The organism is Corynebacterium sp. AOP40-9SA-29 (assembly GCF_052377405.1).
GTDB lineage: Bacteria > Actinomycetota > Actinomycetes > Mycobacteriales > Mycobacteriaceae > Corynebacterium.
Map to the genome: position 1 here is coordinate 146521 of NZ_JBQSWR010000003.1, position 17161 is coordinate 163681.

The 17161-nt window shown below is 66.3% G+C and carries 14 protein-coding genes; 9 read left to right on the top strand and 5 right to left on the bottom strand.

The genetic code is table 11. From position 1 onward, the window contains the following. The first annotated feature begins 231 nt into the window (after nucleotides 1-231). Nucleotides 232-1509 carry an ATP-dependent Clp protease ATP-binding subunit ClpX gene (gene clpX, locus ACT3SZ_RS07335; RefSeq protein WP_444618064.1) on the top strand — a complete coding sequence of 426 codons (1278 nt, stop codon included), beginning with the start codon at nucleotides 232-234 and terminating at the stop codon, nucleotides 1507-1509. A gap of 511 nt (nucleotides 1510-2020) precedes the next feature. Here clpX and ACT3SZ_RS07340 read toward each other — a convergent pair. Both ACT3SZ_RS07340 and ACT3SZ_RS07345 read right to left on the bottom strand, forming a co-directional pair. Beyond that, a complete protein-coding gene (locus ACT3SZ_RS07340) occupies nucleotides 2021-2590 on the bottom strand; it encodes a hypothetical protein (RefSeq protein WP_444617865.1) in 570 nt (189 codons plus the stop codon). 145 nt (nucleotides 2591-2735) lie between these two features. Further along, the gene (locus ACT3SZ_RS07345) at nucleotides 2736-3719 is read right to left on the bottom strand and encodes a TetR family transcriptional regulator (protein ID WP_444617867.1); all 984 of its coding nucleotides are present in this window, start codon (nucleotides 3717-3719) and stop codon (nucleotides 2736-2738) included. A 283-nt stretch (nucleotides 3720-4002) separates the two neighbouring features. Between ACT3SZ_RS07345 and ACT3SZ_RS07350 the strand changes: the two genes are divergently transcribed. From ACT3SZ_RS07350 to ACT3SZ_RS07360, 3 genes are read left to right on the top strand one after another with little or no spacing between them, the layout of a single operon-like run. Then, complete coding sequence (locus ACT3SZ_RS07350) at nucleotides 4003-4983, top strand: malate dehydrogenase (RefSeq protein ID WP_444617869.1); 981 nt, start codon at nucleotides 4003-4005, stop codon at nucleotides 4981-4983. A gap of 12 nt (nucleotides 4984-4995) precedes the next feature. Next, entirely contained in the window at nucleotides 4996-6147 is a 1152-nt protein-coding gene (locus ACT3SZ_RS07355) for an alpha/beta hydrolase (protein ID WP_444617871.1), read from the top strand. Continuing rightward, nucleotides 6140-6406 carry a DUF7218 family protein gene (locus ACT3SZ_RS07360; RefSeq protein ID WP_444617873.1) on the top strand — a complete coding sequence of 89 codons (267 nt, stop codon included), beginning with the start codon at nucleotides 6140-6142 and terminating at the stop codon, nucleotides 6404-6406. Before ACT3SZ_RS07355 ends, ACT3SZ_RS07360 begins: the two co-directional genes overlap by 8 nt. A gap of 9 nt (nucleotides 6407-6415) precedes the next feature. Here the strand turns inward: ACT3SZ_RS07360 and ACT3SZ_RS07365 are convergent, their stop codons facing one another. Then, nucleotides 6416-8359 (bottom strand): solute carrier family 23 protein, encoded by a 1944-nt coding sequence (locus ACT3SZ_RS07365; RefSeq protein ID WP_444617874.1) that lies wholly within the window; start codon nucleotides 8357-8359, stop codon nucleotides 6416-6418. Between the two features lie 143 nt (nucleotides 8360-8502). Between ACT3SZ_RS07365 and ACT3SZ_RS07370 the strand changes: the two genes are divergently transcribed. Beyond that, nucleotides 8503-9903: a threonine/serine ThrE exporter family protein gene (locus ACT3SZ_RS07370; protein ID WP_444617876.1), complete on the top strand. Its 1401-nt coding sequence runs from the start codon at nucleotides 8503-8505 to the stop codon at nucleotides 9901-9903. Between the two features lie 17 nt (nucleotides 9904-9920). On the opposite strand, the gene ACT3SZ_RS07375 is transcribed toward ACT3SZ_RS07370, so the two are convergent. Both ACT3SZ_RS07375 and ACT3SZ_RS07380 read right to left on the bottom strand, forming a co-directional pair. Continuing rightward, nucleotides 9921-11303, bottom strand: a complete 1383-nt coding sequence (locus ACT3SZ_RS07375) for an NAD-dependent succinate-semialdehyde dehydrogenase (RefSeq protein WP_444617877.1) — start codon at nucleotides 11301-11303, stop codon at nucleotides 9921-9923. Nucleotides 11304-11367: 64 nt separating this feature from the next. Further along, nucleotides 11368-12123 (bottom strand): hypothetical protein, encoded by a 756-nt coding sequence (locus tag ACT3SZ_RS07380; protein WP_444617879.1) that lies wholly within the window; start codon nucleotides 12121-12123, stop codon nucleotides 11368-11370. Nucleotides 12124-12564: 441 nt separating this feature from the next. Here ACT3SZ_RS07380 and ACT3SZ_RS07385 point away from each other — a divergent pair, with 441 nt between their 5' ends. From ACT3SZ_RS07385 to ACT3SZ_RS07400, 4 genes are all read left to right on the top strand, one after another. After that, the gene (locus ACT3SZ_RS07385; protein WP_444617880.1) at nucleotides 12565-13314 is read left to right on the top strand and encodes an MBL fold metallo-hydrolase; all 750 of its coding nucleotides are present in this window, start codon (nucleotides 12565-12567) and stop codon (nucleotides 13312-13314) included. 17 nt (nucleotides 13315-13331) lie between these two features. Next, on the top strand, nucleotides 13332-13856 hold the full coding sequence (locus tag ACT3SZ_RS07390) for a carboxymuconolactone decarboxylase family protein (protein WP_444617882.1): 525 nt from the start codon (nucleotides 13332-13334) through the stop codon (nucleotides 13854-13856). 171 nt (nucleotides 13857-14027) lie between these two features. Then, entirely contained in the window at nucleotides 14028-14255 is a 228-nt protein-coding gene (locus ACT3SZ_RS07395; RefSeq protein WP_444617884.1) for a toxin-antitoxin system protein, read from the top strand. Between the two features lie 6 nt (nucleotides 14256-14261). Next, nucleotides 14262-17141, top strand: coding sequence for a valine--tRNA ligase (locus tag ACT3SZ_RS07400; RefSeq protein ID WP_444617886.1), 2880 nt, complete (start codon nucleotides 14262-14264; stop codon nucleotides 17139-17141). The last annotated feature ends 20 nt before the right edge of the window (nucleotides 17142-17161 follow it).

Sequence of the window (17161 nt, forward strand, 5' to 3'; positions counted from 1 at the left end):
CTGGTCGCTAGGGTCGGGCTGGGATTAGCTGGGTCGCGCGTTAGCGGCAGCCGCTTCGGTGGCAGTCTACCCCCACCGTCTCATCGCACCTCTACAGCCCGACGCGCCGTGCTGTCGGCGACACTGTGCCCGGAACGTCCGTCGTCGCGGCGGGCGCGGGGGTATGATGGGCCGGACGCGTTACCAACGGATCACCAAGTTTCACAGGAGAGTTCGTCTCACATGCCATCGATGCAGGAAAGCGCCGAACTGCTCAAGTGTTCGTTCTGCGGAAAGAGCCAGAAGCAGGTCCGCAAGCTCATCGCAGGGTCGGGTGTGTACATCTGCGACGAGTGTATTGAGCTCTGCAACGAGATCATCGAGGAAGAGCTCGCCGCCGGCGTGACACCCGCCGGGGAGGACGCTGACCTGCCGCACCCCGCGGCGATCACCACCTTCCTCGACGAGTACGTCATCGGGCAGGACGAGGCCAAGCGCACGCTCGCCGTCGCGGTCTACAACCACTACAAGCGCATCCGCGTCGAGACGGCCAACGCTGGTGCCCGCCGCAGCGATGACGCCGTAGAGCTGACCAAGTCCAATATCCTCATGCTCGGGCCCACCGGCTCCGGCAAGACCTACCTGGCCCAGTCGCTGGCCCGCATGCTGGACGTGCCCTTCGCCATCGCCGACGCCACCAGCCTCACCGAGGCCGGCTACGTGGGTGAGGACGTTGAAAACATCCTGCTCAAACTGCTGCAGTCGGCGGACTTCGACGTGGCCAAGGCGCAGCAGGGCATCATCTACGTCGACGAGGTCGACAAGATCTCGCGTAAGTCCGAGAGCCCCTCGATCACCCGCGACGTCTCCGGCGAGGGTGTGCAGCAGGCGTTGCTGAAGATCCTGGAGGGCACGGTCGCCAACGTTCCGCCGCAGGGTGGGCGCAAGCACCCCAACCAGGAGCTCATCCAGTTCGATACGAAGAATGTGCTGTTCATCGTCTCGGGCGCGTTCGCCGGCCTGGAGAAGGTCGTTGCCGAGCGTCGTGGACGTAAGGGCGTGGGCTTCGGTTCCGAGATCCGCGGCAAGTCCGATGAGGATCCGGATCCGTTCCGCTTCGTGGAGCCGGAGGACATGGTCAAGTTCGGCCTGATCCCCGAGCTGATCGGCCGCTTGCCGGTGATCACCCACGTCGGTCACCTCGACGAAGACGCCCTGGTGCGCATCCTCACCGAGCCGAAGAACTCCCTGGTGCGCCAGTACCAGCGCCTCTTCGAGATGGATGGCGTGCAGCTCACTTTCGAGGACGACGCCCTGCGCGAGATCGCGAAGAAGGCGCTGGAGCGCGAGACCGGTGCCCGTGGCCTGCGCTCGATCGTGGAGCACCTGCTGCTGCCGATGATGTACGCCATCCCGGACGATCCGGACACCGGTGAAGTCATCATCTCCGGCGGATGCGTGACCGGCGAGGCCGAGCCCGAGCTGCTCACCCACGAGGAAGTCGCCGAGCGCGACCGCCGCAGCGCCTGACTCTTAGGCGTGGCGGGCTGCAGTGGGGGCGTGCAGTGCGGGGGCCTCTCGGTCTGGTGGGCGCCAGGCCTCCGGGTTCAATAGCACCGCGTTTTGTTGGCGAGTGGAGGGGTCGCCCCTCTTGGACAGGCTGTGAGCCACCCCGACCCGCTCACTGAGAGGAGCCCCGGCCGTGGGCATCTCCCCGGGCTATGCCAACGATCAGATCGAGCGGTGGCGATGGGCTGTCTACGACGGAGACCTCGACCGAGGACGGACTCGACCCCTGTCCCCGGAGCGGTACCACCTACGTGGACTACCGGTACCCAGAAGGGCTACGTGTCAGAAGGCCCCCGTCCTGTAGGGCAGGCTCTTTCTGTTGACTCGCGCTTGTCGTGCTCGGGAGGGGATCAAAAGCCGACGATGGAGAGGCCGACTAGGTGGATCGCGCCGATCAAGATGGTCCCGATGAGAGGGATGAAAAACATCCACTGGCCGGGTTTCCAGTCGGGAGACTGTCGGGCGTTGTCGATCAGTTGGAGATCAGTGAGCCGAGGCTACCGGTGAGCGATGAGTGGGAAGATGAGCTGGACGACGGGGGGAGATCGTCGTTGTCGCCTGCGACTGTGAGAGTGCCGATGCTCACTGTATGTTCTAGCTGGCAGGCCTCGTCGTAGATGTCCAAACGTTCGTAGTTCACATTGTCCTTGAGGTAGACGCTCTCGCCGGGATCCACGACCTGGGGAAAGGACTGGCGTTCGGTGCTGCCGCTTTCCACGATGTACTGGTCGCAGTATTGGGGTTCGTAGCCTCGCTCGATCCAAGCTGGATGGACAACGGTGGTGAGCGCTGAATTGTATCCAGTGACGGTAATAGGGGTGTCAGAGGTGTTCAAAACCGTTAAACGGATGTAGAACGTTGTTCCCAAGGAGTGGACAGTGCTTAAGTACCTGTCGTCTTCGGCGTTCATTGAGGCGATCCAAGTTACAGCCAGTTCGTCGGGCTTTGGGGCGGCGGTGGCGGTGCTGGCACCTGTGATTGCAAGGACGGCGATGAAGGCGGCGGCTGCGGCCTTGGTGGCGTTGCGATGGAAGATGTTCACGACTAAAACATAGTACGAAGATTCGTCGGCCGATGCCCCGATTGTTGGGGACTTTCTGTCTTCACGCGGATTGACATCGTGCGCGGACCATCGATAGCGCGGGGTTCTGGGTTGACCGGGTATTTCCCCAGCAGGCCCAGCCGACCTACTCGTCGTAGAGGTCGGTGATGTGGTCCTGGTCGGAGTCCTCGGGGATGTCGGCGTCCAGGCCGGTGCCCTCAGAACTGTCCCCACCGAGATCACTACCGAGTTCGCCACCCAACTCACCCAGTTCACCCAGATCCCCACTAAAGGAATCGAAGGGCGGGTAGGCGGACGCGTGGGTCTCGCGCGGGGCGGTGTACTCCGGCAGATCCTCGGCGCGGTAGGTCACGACCTCTTCCACGGAGCCACCGTCGCCGGCGGTGTACAACGACGCCGACACCGACGACGGGGTCCGTGTGGTCGGAGCCGCGTGGGTATAGGAACTGCCCTGGGTGGTGGGCATTGAGGTGGTCAGGAAGGCCAGCACGGTGTCGCAGGCCAGCTTCTCCAGGCCTTCCACGGTGGCGGCGTGATCCATGTCCGTGCCGTAAAGCAGCTGGAACAGTCCGCCCTGGGAGGCGGGGAAGCAGCACAGGGACGTGATCAGCACGTACACGTCCTCGGCGGAGATGCCGGGGCGGAAGGCGCCGTAGTCCTGCCCGCGCATGAGCACCCGGTCGATCTGCAGCACCACGGGGGAGGTCTCGAGCACGTCGTTGCGTCCTTCAAGATGCCCGCGGGACAGGACGTTCTCGGAGATGATCAGGCGCACGGCGTCCGGGTCGGCGCGGTGGCGCCGGTAGGCGGTGCGCACCAGGGAGCGCACGGCCTCGGCGGGCACGAGGCGTTCCACGTCCAGGTCCTCGGGGCGGGGCCAGAGCCGACGGAAGGCGTAACGCACCGCCTCGTCGTAGAGCACGCGGGTGTCCCTCAAGAGGGGGTGCGTGGGGGGTACACCCGCGCCGACGGCGATGTCACGGGTATCGGCGGAGAGCCCGGAGCGCACGAGTTCAGGGATCGCGGTGTCCAGGACCAGCTGGTACTCCTGCGGGGAGCAGTCGTAGCGCCGGTGGCTGCCTGGCAGGTCGGCGGGGTCAGTGATCAATGGGGCGCTCCTGGCCTGGTCTCTGGTGCGGCGTCTGGTGCAGCGACGGGTGCAGCGTCTGGTGTGACGGGGACGTGTGCTGGGGTCGGGGATCCTCCCGGGGGCGCGGCAAACGGGTGTCGCCGTGTACTCCCATGCTAAGCGGAACCCACGCCGGGAACGCACATAACGTTTATGCCCCCACCTATGAGGGGGCACCGGAACAGGGGGATCGTTCGTCACGTCTACATTGGTGGGGCACCGAACACCACTGCAATCGCGAAAAGGAACGAGGTCGCACACCATGCCGACACAACCCATCACCGTCACCGTCACCGGGGCCGCCGGGCAGATCGCCTACTCCCTGTTGTTCCGCGTCGCTTCCGGAGATGTCTTCGGCGACCGACCGGTGAAGCTTCGGCTGCTGGAGATCCCGGCGGCGAAGCGGGCCGCCGAGGGCGTGGCCATGGAGTTGTTGGATTCCGCCTTCCCGCTCATCGCCGGCATCACCGTCACCGATGATCCAGACGAGGGTTTCGCCGGTGCGGAGGCGGTGTTCCTCGTCGGCGCGAAGCCGCGCGGCAAGGGGGAGGACCGTTCGGACCTGCTCACCGGCAACGGCAAGATCTTCGGCCCGCAGGGCAAGGCCATCGCGGCCAATGCCGCACCCGGGGTGCGTGTATTGGTCGTCGGTAACCCGGCGAATACGAATGCCACGATCCTGGATGCCCACGCGGGCCTGGAGGCCGGGCAGGTCACGGCGATGACGCGTCTGGACCACAACCGGGCGATCGCCCAGGTCGCCGGCAAGTTGGGGGTCACCCCGGGTCGGTTGTCGCGCATGACCGTGTGGGGAAACCACTCGAATACGCAGTTCCCCGATGTCGCAGAGCTGCTGCTCGACGGGGAGCCGGTCGCCGACAAACTGGACCCGGAGTGGGTGGACGGGGAGTTCATCCCGCGGGTGGCCAAGCGTGGTGGGGAGATCATCGAGGTGCGTGGCTCGTCCTCGGCGGCGTCGGCGGCGTCCTCGGCGGTGGACCACATGCACGACTGGTTCAATGGCACCCCGGAGGGTGACTGGACGTCGGTGGCCCTGCGCTCCGATGGCTCCTACGGGGTCGCCGAGGGCCTGTTCGCCAGCTTCCCCTGCCGCGCGGTCGACGGTGTCTGGCAGATCGTCCAGGGCCTGGACCTCGACGACCGGCAGCGCCAGCGCATCGCGGACAGTGCCGCGGAACTGGCGGAGGAGCGCGACACGGTGCGCGACGCGGGCATGCTGTGACACAGTAGGTAGATGCGCCCTAGAAATGACCTGGATCACAACACGGCATCACTGAATCCCGGCAACGGACGCTACCGTCCGGGGGCCGTCGATAAGGTGGTGGGTCTGGGCGCGCGGCTGTTGGGCACGGTCGCCAGCCTCGTGCCGCGGGCGGCGTGGCGGCGGGTGGGAGTACGCCGCAACGACGACGGCGACGTCCTGGATCCGGACGTTACCGCGACGCTGCTGGCGTTGCGGGTGGTCAGCGGGCTGGACATTGTGGATGTACCGCCGGTGCACTCGCGGCGCATCGTGGAGCGCGAGGCCTTCATCGCCGGCGGCAGCCCGAGCGTCGCCGAGGTGCGTGAGGAGCAGATCGCTGGGGTGCCGGTACGTGTCTATCTGCACCGGCCGGCAGACACCTCGCCGCGTCCGACGCTGGTGTACCTGCACGGCGGGGGCTGGGTCACCGGATCTCTCGACAGCCACGACGCCGCCTGTCGCAGCCTCTGCGCCGACGGCGGTGTCACGGTGGTGGCGGTGGACTACCGCCTGGCCCCCGAGCACCCCTTCCCGGCAGCGCTGGAGGACACCACGGCCGTCGTCGCCGCCCTGCAGGACGGTGCCCGCGTCGCGGACACCAGCGTGGACGCAGGACGCCTCGTCGTCGCTGGCGACTCCGCCGGCGGGAACCTCGCGGCGTCCTGCTGCTTGTGGCTGCGCGCCCAGGGGCGCGCCCAGCCCGCGCTGCAGCAGCTCTTCGTCCCGGTGACGGACCTGTCGCAGCGTTCGGCCAGCTATGCGGAGTTCGGGGAGGAGGGCCTGTACCTGACGGCTGCGCAGATGGAGTGGTACGAGCACCACTACCTGGGGCGCAGCGGTGACCTGACTGAGGCGGTGGACCCGCGCGACCCGCGGGTGTCGCCGATGCTGGAGCCGGACCTGAGTGGACTGGCACCGGCGTATGTGGCGGTGGCCGGGTTCGACCCGCTGCGTGATGAGGGGGAGGCCTACGCAGGACGCTTGGAGGATGCCGGGGTTCAGGTCACGCTGCGGCGTCACCGCGGGCTGGTGCACCCCTTCGTAAACTCGGTCGCGGTGTGGTCCGGGGCGCGGGCGGCGATGGCGGAGGCCACGGCGCACCTGAGGTCGGCGCTGGGGACTACCCTGGGCGCACATGGCTGAGAACAGGAATCCGTCGATCAAGGACCCGGAACTCTATGAACGGCTGCGTGGGGAAGGGGAGTCGAAGGAGAAGTCCGCCCGCATCGCCAACGCCGCGGCGAACACCTCGCGTTCCGAGATCGGGCACAGGGGCGGGGAGTCGCCCAGTTACGACGAGTGGACGCGGGACGAGCTCTACGAGCGGGCGCAGGAACTCGACGTCGACGGACGCTCGTCGATGACGAAGGACGAGCTGATCGAGGCGCTGCGCGACAGTTGAGCCGCCCGGCTACTCCAGGTGGTCGAACTTGCTCTCCCACGCCGCGGCGACGGGGTTGGCGTCGGCGATCATGTGGTTGAAGCGGTCGTTGGCGATCTCCACCACCTCGCCGAGCAGCTGCACATGCTCCTGGGCGGGGGAGTTCTCCAGGCGGCGGATGCCCTCGCTGATGATCTGGGTGCGCGAGTCCAGGCGCCCCAGACAGGTGACGAAGGGCATGCCGAAGCGCTCACGGTAGCTCTCGGAGAGTTCCACGAGCTGCTCGCGGTCGACGTCGTCCATGTTGTCAAGGTCCTCCATCGCCACCGAGCCGGCGAAGCCGGAGATCCGCTTCGAGGCCTCGGGGTCGAGTAGCAGCTCGGCCATGGAGGGGTAGTCGCGGATGAGGGCGCGCTGGTCATCGCGCTCGGCGGTGAGCACCGCCTCCTGCACCGCGTCGCGCAGGTCCTGGACGGTGTTGAAGGGGGCCGCGGCGTGGGCGTTCTCCAACGGCCACAGCGTGTTGTTGAACAGCGGGGCGAAGGTCTCCACGAAGGCGTCGCGGTCCATGGCGTTGACGTCCTCGAGGGTGATCGTTCGCCCGCCGGCGTCGCGGGTGACGTCCGGCGAGGAGCGCCGTCCGACGTGGAAGAACAGCAGGTTGAGCAGGATCGCAGCGATGGAGCCGGTGGTCACACCCGAGGCGAAGAAGACCTGCGCCCAGTCGGGGAACAGCTGGGCGATGTCCGGCTTGAAGGCGACAAGCATGCCCAAGCCGATGGAGATGGTCATCACCGCGGCGTTGCGGTTATCCGCCAGGTCGACCTTGCCCAGGGTCTGGATGCCGACCAGGGCCACGTTGGCGAACAGGGCGAGGCTCGCCGCGCCGAGCACGGGGCCGGGGATCGCGTTGACCACCGCGCCGGCCTTGGGGATCAGGCCGATGACGATCATGATCACTCCGGCTCCGGCGACGACCCAGCGTGAGCGCACGCGCGTCATACGCACCAGGCCCACGTTCTGCGCGAAGCAGGTGTAGGGGAAGGAGTTCAGCACACCGCCGAGGGTGGTGGACAGGCCGTCGGCACGCAGCGCGGCGGAGATGTGCTCCTTCTTGATGCGCTTGCCCACGATCTCGCCGGCGGCGAAGACATCGCCGGTGGTCTCCACCATGGTGATCAGCATGACGATGCACATCGAGATGATGCCGGTGAGGACGAACTCCGGGGCTCCGAAGTAGAAGGGCGTCGTGAATCCGACCCAGTCGGACGAACCGACGTCGGTGAAGCCCGCGTCGCCCAGGGACACGGCCACGACGGTGCCCACCACCAGGCCCATGAGGATGGACAGGGTGCCCAGGAAGCCCTTGAAGAAACGCTGGGCCAGCAGGATGACCGCCAGGGTCAGCCCGGCGTAGGCCATGTCGCTGGCATCCGGGGTGCCCTCGGCGAAGTTGGTGATGTCGTTGGCGGCGACACCCAGCAGGGTGATGCCCATCGTCGTCAGCACCGTGCCGATGACCACCGGCGGGAAGAACCGGATGAACTTCGCGAAGTACGGGGCAGCGAAGAAGGTGAAGAGCCCGGCGACGATGATCGACCCGTAGATCGCCGGCAGTGCCTCCGTGCCGCCCTCACCGCCGGTGGTGGCCAGCCCGATGGCGATGATCGGGGAGATGGCCGTGGTGGTCACACCCTGGATGATCGGCAGGCGTACGCCGACCTTCCAGAATCCCACCGACTGGATCAACGTGGCGATGCCACAGGTGAACAGGTCGGCGTTGATGAGGTGGATGGTGGTCTCGGCGTCCAGCCCCAGGCCGCTGGCGATGAGCAGCGGCACGACCACGGCACCGGCGTAAAACGCCAGCACGTGCTGGGTGGACAGGATCGCGAGTTTGCCCTTGGGCGGTACCTGGTCGACAGGATGGCGGGTGGACGCTGAGGTCGCGTCGGCACGGGTGCTGGAGCTCATGTGGCGGCTTTCCGGGAAACGTCGGTCGCGGGCCCGGCGGCGGGGCCCGCGTCGGTAATTACCGGATAAATCATATGCGTTGGGGGAGGGAGGACGGAACTGCGCCCGGTGGTTTCCTCTAGGACAGCGCGTAGGGTGGCCGGATGTCTGATTCGACCCACGGGGCCCACCGGCTCGTCTTCACCCTCGGAGACTCCCTGATCCGCAGTGGTGCCAGTTCCGCCACGACCACGAAGGCGCTGCTGTCCGTCGCCCAGAAGGCGGGTCTGTCCGGGGTCACCGTCAGCGTGACTCTGGGCCAGCTCATCGTCAGTGACCACATGGTCGATGATGACCAGCCACGGACCCGGATACACGAGGTGCAGCCGGGCGCCCTCGACATCCGTCGCCGCGTCCGTGCCGAGGAAGTCGTGGAGCGGATCCTGGTCGAGGACCTCGCCGTGGAGGACGCGCTGGCCGCACTCGAGGAGAAATCAGGGGGAGGACCGGCATCCGACCCCGGGCGCGAGGGCTCCCTGGACTGGTGGGCAGTGGTGCTGGGCTACGCCATCCTGGGGGCAGGTTTCGCCCTGGTGCTCGGCGGAGGCCCTCCCACTGCGGTGGGCGGGGCTGTGACCTCGGTGATGATCTCCCTCATCTTCCACTGGTTCGGACGGTTCGGTGTACCCGGGATCTACGGTCAGGCAGCCGGTGGGTTCGTGGCGGTCTGTGCCTCCGCCGGAATCAACTCCGCGTTGGGACAGGATGAGACCGCGATCTGTATCGTCGCGGCGATCGCCGCCCGGCTTGCGGGGATAGCGTCCTACTCGGCGGTCCAGGACGCGATCACTGGCTGGTACCTTTCGGCCGCGGGACGGCTGCTCGAGGTGGGGACGAACACGGCGGGGCTGGTGGCGGGTGTCGCGGTGGGTATCCGGACGGTCACGACTTTCTGGTCTCCCTCGCAGGACTTGATTGCCTCGGTGGAACCTGACACCACGCACTGGGGTGTGGCGGTCCTGGGCGCCGCGATGGTTTCCGGTGGTTTCGCCTTATCGAGCGGCGCGTGGGCACTACGGCTTTTGTGCCTCACCTGCCTCGGGGCGGCGGTACAACTGTTGAATCTGGGTGTCGGCGTGCTCGGGGCGGACTCCTACCTGGGAGTGGCGCTCACCGCGGCCGTCGCCGGTTCGGTGTGCGTGCTGGTCGCCAGGCCGCTGTACCTGTCGTCGAATGCGATCATGATGGTGTCTTTGCTGCCGTTGTTCCCCGGCATGCTGGTCTACCAGGGCTTGCTCGGAACGTTGTTCACCGTCGACGGGGCCACCGAGGCCCTGCTGGCAGCGGCAATCACCGCTTTCGCGCTCTCCGTTGCTGGGGTGCTGGGCCAGTACGTCGTCTCCGAGTTGTTGTGGGCCGCCCGCCGCAGACAGTTTGAGCGGTGGAACCCGGGCGAACACTTCAGCAAGGTCCGGCCCGGAGAATACAGTTCCCGTGACATCTTGCTGCCGGTCTTCAACACGCCATTCAACGGGACAGAGAGCAGCGCGAATCGAAACCGGTGACGTCCAGGCCGGGCGTCCTACGTCAGCGGCGAGACGCGCACGAGGTGCTCGTTGACGAATTCGCCGACGCCCCACTCGGCGAGCTCGCGGCCGTAGCCGGAGCGTCCCACACCACCGAAGGGCAGGCCCGCGGCGGTGACGGAGGCCTCGTTGACGAAGGACATGCCGACCTCCAGGCGGGCGGCGGCGTTCTCGGCGAGGGCCAGGTCGGAACCCCATACCGAGCCGGAGAGCCCGTAATCGGAGTTGTTGGCGATCTCCACGGCTTCGTCCACGTCGGCGGCATTGTAGACGATGGCGACGGGGCCGAAGACCTCATTGCAGCCCACGTCCGCGCTCGGGTCGACGTCGGTGAGCAGCGTGGGCTCCATGAACGCGCCCGGACGGTCGATGGCGCCGCCACCGACGCGCACGGTGGCGTCCCCGTTGGCCTTCGCGTCGGCGAGGCGCTGGACGATCTCGTCACGGGCGTCGATGGAGGACAGCGGTCCGACGTCGGCGTCGGAGTCGTCCCACGCGCCGACGGTCAGGGCACCGATGCGCTTCTCCAGACCCTCGACCACGCGGTCGTAGAAGCCGTCCATCACGATGAGGCGCTTCGGGGCGTTGCAGGCCTGGCCGGTGTTGTACATGCGGATGCCCACGTACTGGTCGAGGACGGTCTCGAGGTTCTCGTCGTCGAGGATGATGAAGGGGTCATTGCCGCCGAGTTCGAGCAGGGACTTCTTGTAGTTCTCGCCGGCGGTCTTGGCGACAGCCGCACCGGCTCCCTCGGAACCGGTGAGGGAGACCGCGGCGATGCGCGGATCGGCGACGAAGGCGTCCATCTGCGATCCGGAGGCGTAGACGTTCTGGAAGACGTCTTGCGGCAGGCCGGCGTCCTCCAGGATGTCCTGGCAGGCCTGCGAGGACAGCGGGCAGATCGACGCGTGCTTGAGCACCAGCGAATTGCCGAGCAGGAGGTTCGGCGCCGCCCAGCGGGCGACCTGGTAGTACGGGAAGTTCCACGGCATGATGCCGAGCAACGGGCCGATCGGATCCTTGCGCACGTAGGTGTGGCGCGCACCCTGGGCGGGCAGCTGCTTGTTGGCGAGCAGCTCGTGGGCATGCTCGGCGTAGTAGCGGTAGATGTCGATGACGATGTCGAGTTCGGCCTTCGCCCAGCCGTCGAGCTTGCCCATTTCGCGTCCGATGTAGGACGCGAGTTCGTCCTTCTTCTCTTCGTAGAGGTCGGCGGCGCGGTTCAACACGGCGGCACGCTCGTCGATGGTGGTGGTCCGCCACTGCCGGTAGGCGGCGGTCGAGCGGTCGAGGATGGCGTCGCGGTCGGCGTCCTCAATCCTCGTGAACGTGTCTTCGGTCTGGCCGGTGGACGGGTTGTTCACACTGAAATTGCTCATGTCCCCGTTGTACGCGCGGTGCCGGGGGAGTGTCATCCGTCCCCCGGTGACCAGGTCGGGAGTGTTAGCGCTCCCAGTAGATGGTGCCGTCGAATCCGCGGTCGCGCAGTGCGTACGGGTAGAAGATCTTTCCGCCGATGGGCTCGATGCCGGCATCGTCGCCCGATCCGTTGCTGACGAAGCTCACGTCGGCGTCCTTGTAGGCCTTGCCTACCTCGACCTCGTCGAGCTGGGAACCGAGCATCTCTTCGCGGTCGATGCCGCAGTCCTCGGCGTCGCCGTTGTAGATGGAGTTCGGTTCGGCGTCGTCCTCGCCCAGGGGCATGAGGTCGGGACGTTCGGTGAGGTTCATCGGCTCGCCGTCCGCGAAGGTCGGACGGTGGGTGTCGTCGTCCACGGTGAAGTCCGGGTCGTCGGCGTTGCCGAGCAGGGTCATCTCGTAGTTGACGCACACGAAGTGGTCGACGTCGGTCTCGTCCTCGAGCTCGAAGGTGTCGGCGGGCAGGTCTTTGAGTTCGCTGACCGTGACATCCCAGAACTGCAGGTTGCCCATGCTGTTCTGGGTGAGGACCTGAGCGGTCTCGCCGAGGCCGAGGCGGGTCTCCAGGGGCGTGAGTTCGAAGCCGGCCGGAGCGCCGGACAGGTCGACGTCGAACTCCGAGTCGTCGCCGGACGCCTCGTCGCCGGTGGCGGTCGATGCGTCCGAGTCGGCGCCGGAGTCGGCGCTGGCATCGTCGTCAGAAGAGCAGGCGGTGAGGGCGAGTGCGGGAACGGAGAGACCAGCGATGAGCGCGAGCCTCCACTTCTTGAAATCAGTCATAAGGGGACTGTATATCATAATAGTTACTGTTTCATCTTTTGTAGACTGTCATCGTGGCACGGCTTCCGGCTAGGCGGGCCAGTGCCCCTTGTGGTTCTATCGGGGCCGGTCTGCGCGGCGGAGAGGGCATTTGAGCGGGATCCTGGCGGGGTCTTGGTGATCCGCTCATCGCATCGCTTTAAGGGGGCGCTGGGCTATAACAGGGGTGTTTATGTCATAACTCCGCATTTTGTAAATGTAGCACCATAAATATGCAGGCCACGCTGCGCTCAGTTTCTCGTTAGAATCGGCAATGGCACTGAGGAGCACCTTAGTGCTGCAGCTTTTCCAGCATTGCGCGACGGTGCCCATGGCACCTGAACCACATTCATTTCCGGAGTGCGGGTCACTTCCCGGCGGGGATGTACCTGTCTTTCCGTACCGCAAGAGAGAGGTTCCAAAATGACTGAAATCGCTAAGGACGTCTTCTGTATTGAAGGAACTGACGTCAACATCGGACTCCTGCGCGAGGGCGATGAACTCACCATGATCGACGGCGGCTGGCCCGGCGACGTCGAGGCCGTCGAGGAGGCCATCCGGTCGATCGGGCACAAGCCCGAGGACGTCCGCGCCATCCTGCTGACCCACGCCCACATCGACCACCTCGGCGCGGTGGACTCCTTCCATCGCCGCTTCGGTACCCCGGTGTACTCCGATCCGATCGAGGTCCACCACGCCGCGCGCGAGTACCTGGAGCAGGCCGGCACCGACGAGGTCGAGCAGGGCCCGATGCCCCAGACCATGGAGTGGTGGGAGCGGGTGCAGAAGGTCGGTGCCGAGGACGAGATCACCATCACCGACGTGCAGCCTGTCGGCGAGGGGCCCATGGACATCCCCGGACGTCCGGTCCCGGTGGCCACCCACGGGCACACCTCCGGTCACAGCGCGTTCCTGGTGCCCTCCGTTGGTGTGATCGCCACCGGCGACGCCCTGGTCACCGGCCACGCCTGCTCGACCAAGCAGGGTCCCCAGCCGTGCCCGTGGTTCTTCAATCACTCCCGCTCCGAGGCTCTCGAAGCCCTGGATCTGCTGGAGGGCGTCGACGCCGACATCATCCTGCCGGGCCACGGCGCCCCGATGAACATGAAGCTTGCCGACGCAGTGAAGGCCGCACGTACCTTCGCCGCAGACACCGGCTTCGACAACCACTAGATCGGAAAGGTCACCTCATGTCACGAATTCCTCTGTTCGACCCGTCCACCGCCAGCGAGGAGGATAAGAAGGTCTACGACAAGTTCCCCTCGAACCTCGTCGCCGGTCTGATGCGCACCACCACCGGGATCACGGACGCCTACCTGGGATACGGCGCGGCTTTCCCCGACTCGCCGCTGGACCCGCAGATCCGTGAGATGGTCACCCTGCGCGTCGGCGTGATCTCGCACAGCGACTACGAGTGGATGCAGCACGCCGACAAGGCCCGCTCCGTGGGGGTTACCGAGGACGAGATCTCCGCGATCCAGTCCGGTGACTTCAGCTCCCTGAGCGACGCCAAGCAAAAGGCGATGGCACTCACCGACGACCTAGTTGCCAACCCCAAGGCTGGCCCGACGTTCGAGGCCGTGGTCGAGGCTCTGGACGAGCAGTCCGCCGCCATCATCACGCTGCTAGTCGGTCACTACATGATGACCGCCCGGTTCCTGATGACCCTCGAAATCCCGCTGGACGACAAGCCCACCAGCTGGGACGGCGCGTAGGCAGCCCTCGGCCGAGACGCAATCCGCCACAGGACGTGGCCCCCGGGACACCAATCCCCGTAGGCTGCGTCCTTTTGGCGTCCTTTCGGCGCGTGCGGTGAGGTATCGGGGCCTGCTGCCTCGGGGAGTTGCACCAGAATATAGAGGTATGCGATCTCGTATACTCCATGTATGTCCGCGACAATCAAAGTTCCAGTTGAGCTCCGCGACAGAATCACCAGGCGTGCACGCGAGCAGGGTGTCACAACGCCCGTTTTCCTGAAAGACCTCCTCGACAGGAACGACAGGGTGAACAGGATGAAGGCCTTCGGTCGCGCATTCGCCACCGCAGACGATAGCTATTGGGATGAATTCCACGACGTCGATGTCACCCTGGGGGACGTCCCACCTGATTCCTGAACTGCGATGAGGGGGCGGGAGCAGACGCCCACCATCCGGTCACGTTCATGTCCGGGCACTGCACTAGACTGTCCTACCGTGACTGATCAGACCAGCTCCAGCGCAGCCAGCAGCAACCCCGACACCTCCTCCCGGGCCGACCGGCTCCCGAAGCAGTGGACCCCCGCAGACGTCGAAAACGACCTCTACCAGGGGTGGGTCGACTCGGGTTACTTCCATGCTGACGCCACCAGCGACCGCCCGCCGTTCTCCATCGTGCTGCCGCCGCCGAACGTCACCGGCCAGCTGCACATGGGACACGCCCTGGACCACACCCTCATGGACGCCATGGCCCGGCGTAAGCGTATGCAGGGCTACGAGGTCCTCTGGCTGCCCGGCTCCGACCACGCCGGCATCGCCACGCAGACCAAGGTCGAGGGCATGCTCAAGGAGACCGAGGGCAAGGACCGCTTCGACTACGGCCGTGAGGAGTTCGTGGACAAGGTCTGGGAGTGGAAGGAGCAGTACGGCGGTGTCATCCAGTCGCAGATGCGCGCGATTGGCGATTCCGTCGACTGGCAGCGCGAGCGCTTCACCCTGGACGACGGGCTGTCGCGTGCCGTGCAGACCATCTTCAAGGAGCTCTTCGACCGTGGCCTGATCTACCGCGCCAAGCGCATGGTCAACTGGTCGCCGGTGCTGCGCACCGCCATCTCCGACATCGAGGTCGTCTACTCCGACGACGAGGGTGAGCTGGTCACCCTGCGTTACGGCGATGCCTCGGGCAAGGGCCCGCACGTGGACGTCGCGACCACCCGTGTGGAAACGATGCTCGGCGACGTCGCCGTGGCCGTCCACCCGGACGACGAGCGCTACCGCGACCTCGTCGGGTCACATCTGCCGCACCCGTTCATCGAGGGCCAGAGCATGGTCGTCATCGCCGATGACTACGTCGACCCCGAGTTCGGTACCGGCGCGGTGAAGATCACCCCGGCGCACGACCCGAACGACTTTGAGATGGGCCGCCGCCACGATCTCGATATGCCCGAGGTCATCGACCAGACCGGCCACATCGCCAACACCGGCACCCGCTTCGACGGGATGGACCGCTTCGAGGCGCGCGAGCAGATCCGCCTGGCGCTGGAGGAGCAGGGGCGCGTGGTCAAGCGCATCAGCCCCTACGTGCACTCCGTGGGACACTCGGAGCGCTCGAAGGAGGCCATCGAGCCGCGCCTGTCCGAGCAGTGGTGGGTGAAGGTCGAGGAGCTGGCGAAGATGTCCGGCGACGCCGTCCGCGAAGGCGACACGGTCATCCACCCCGCCTCCCAGGAGCCGCGCTGGTTCGACTGGGTCGACGACATGCACGACTGGTGCATCTCCCGGCAGCTGTGGTGGGGCCACCGCATCCCGATCTGGTACGGACCCGACGGCGAGATCGTGTGCTGCGGCCCGAATGATGAGGCCCCTACCGGCGAGGGCTGGCACCGCGAGGAGGACGTGCTGGACACGTGGTTCAGCTCCGCGCTGTGGCCGTTCTCCACGATGGGCTGGCCGGATGCCACCAACGAGCTGGCGAAGTTCTACCCGACGTCCGTGCTGGTCACCGGCTACGACATCCTGTTCTTCTGGGTCGCGCGCATGATGATGTTCGCCACCTTCGCCGACACCATCGAGGGCTCCGTCCTCGATGCCGGTGAACCCGGCACCACCGCTGACCAGCGCGCAGGACGGCCCCAGGTGCCCTTCACCGACGTCTTCCTGCACGGTCTGGTCCGCGACGAGCACGGCCGCAAGATGTCCAAGTCCTTGGGCAATGGCATCGACCCGATGGACTGGGTGCGCGACTACGGTGCGGACGCACTGCGCTTCACCCTGGCCCGCGGTGCCAACCCCGGCACCGACCTGCCGATCGGTGAGGACTCCGCGCAGTCCTCGCGCAACTTCGCCACGAAGCTGTTCAATGCCACGAAGTTCGCCCTGATGAACGGTGCGCGGGTCCTGCCGGTCGCCGAGCAGGACGCCTTCCCGTCTCGCGAGCAGCTCACCGATCCGGACCGTTGGATCCTCGACAAGCTCGAGGAACTGCGCGTGCTCGTCGACACCCACCTGGACCGCTACGAGTTCGCCGTGGCCAACGAGGCGCTTTACCGCTTCACCTGGGGCGAGTTCTGCGACTGGTACCTGGAGATCGCCAAGGTGCAGGTCCCGCGCGACTGGGACGCCGCCACCGAGGCCGAGCGCACCCGTGGCGAGAACACCCAGCTGGTGCTCGGCCGGGTGCTCGACACCGTCTTCCGCCTGCTGCACCCCTCGATGCCCTTCGTCACCGAGACCCTCTGGACCGTGCTCACCGACGGCGTCGACGGCTACGCCGACAGCCTCGTGGTCACCGACTGGCCCACCGCCGCCAACACCAATGGGGGAGCAGCCGCCGACACGGACGCCGTGCGTCGTCTGGACGACGTGGAGAAGCTCGTCACCGAGGTCCGCCGCTTCCGCGCCGACCAGGGTGTCAAGCCCACCCAGAAGGTGCCGGGACGTTTCGACGCCGCGGCCGCCGACCTCGCCGGGTTGGAGGACGCCGTGCGGTCCATCGTCCGACTCACCGCCCCGGCCGAGGACTTCACGCCGACGGCATCGGTGGAGCTGCGCCTGTCGGGCGCGACGATCACTGTGGAGCTCGACACGTCCGGCACCGTGGACGTCGCCGCCGAGCGCAAGCGTCTGGAGAAGGACCTCGCCGAGGCGAACAAGGAACTCGAGCGCGCAGACAAGAAGCTCGGCAACGACAACTTCCTGGCCAAGGCGCCGGAGAAGGTCGTCGCCGAAATCCGAGAGCGTCGCGGCATTGCCGCCGACGAGGTCGAGCGCATCAACGCCCGGCTGACCGACCTGGCAGGGAAGTGACCCGGCAACAGTGACTGACA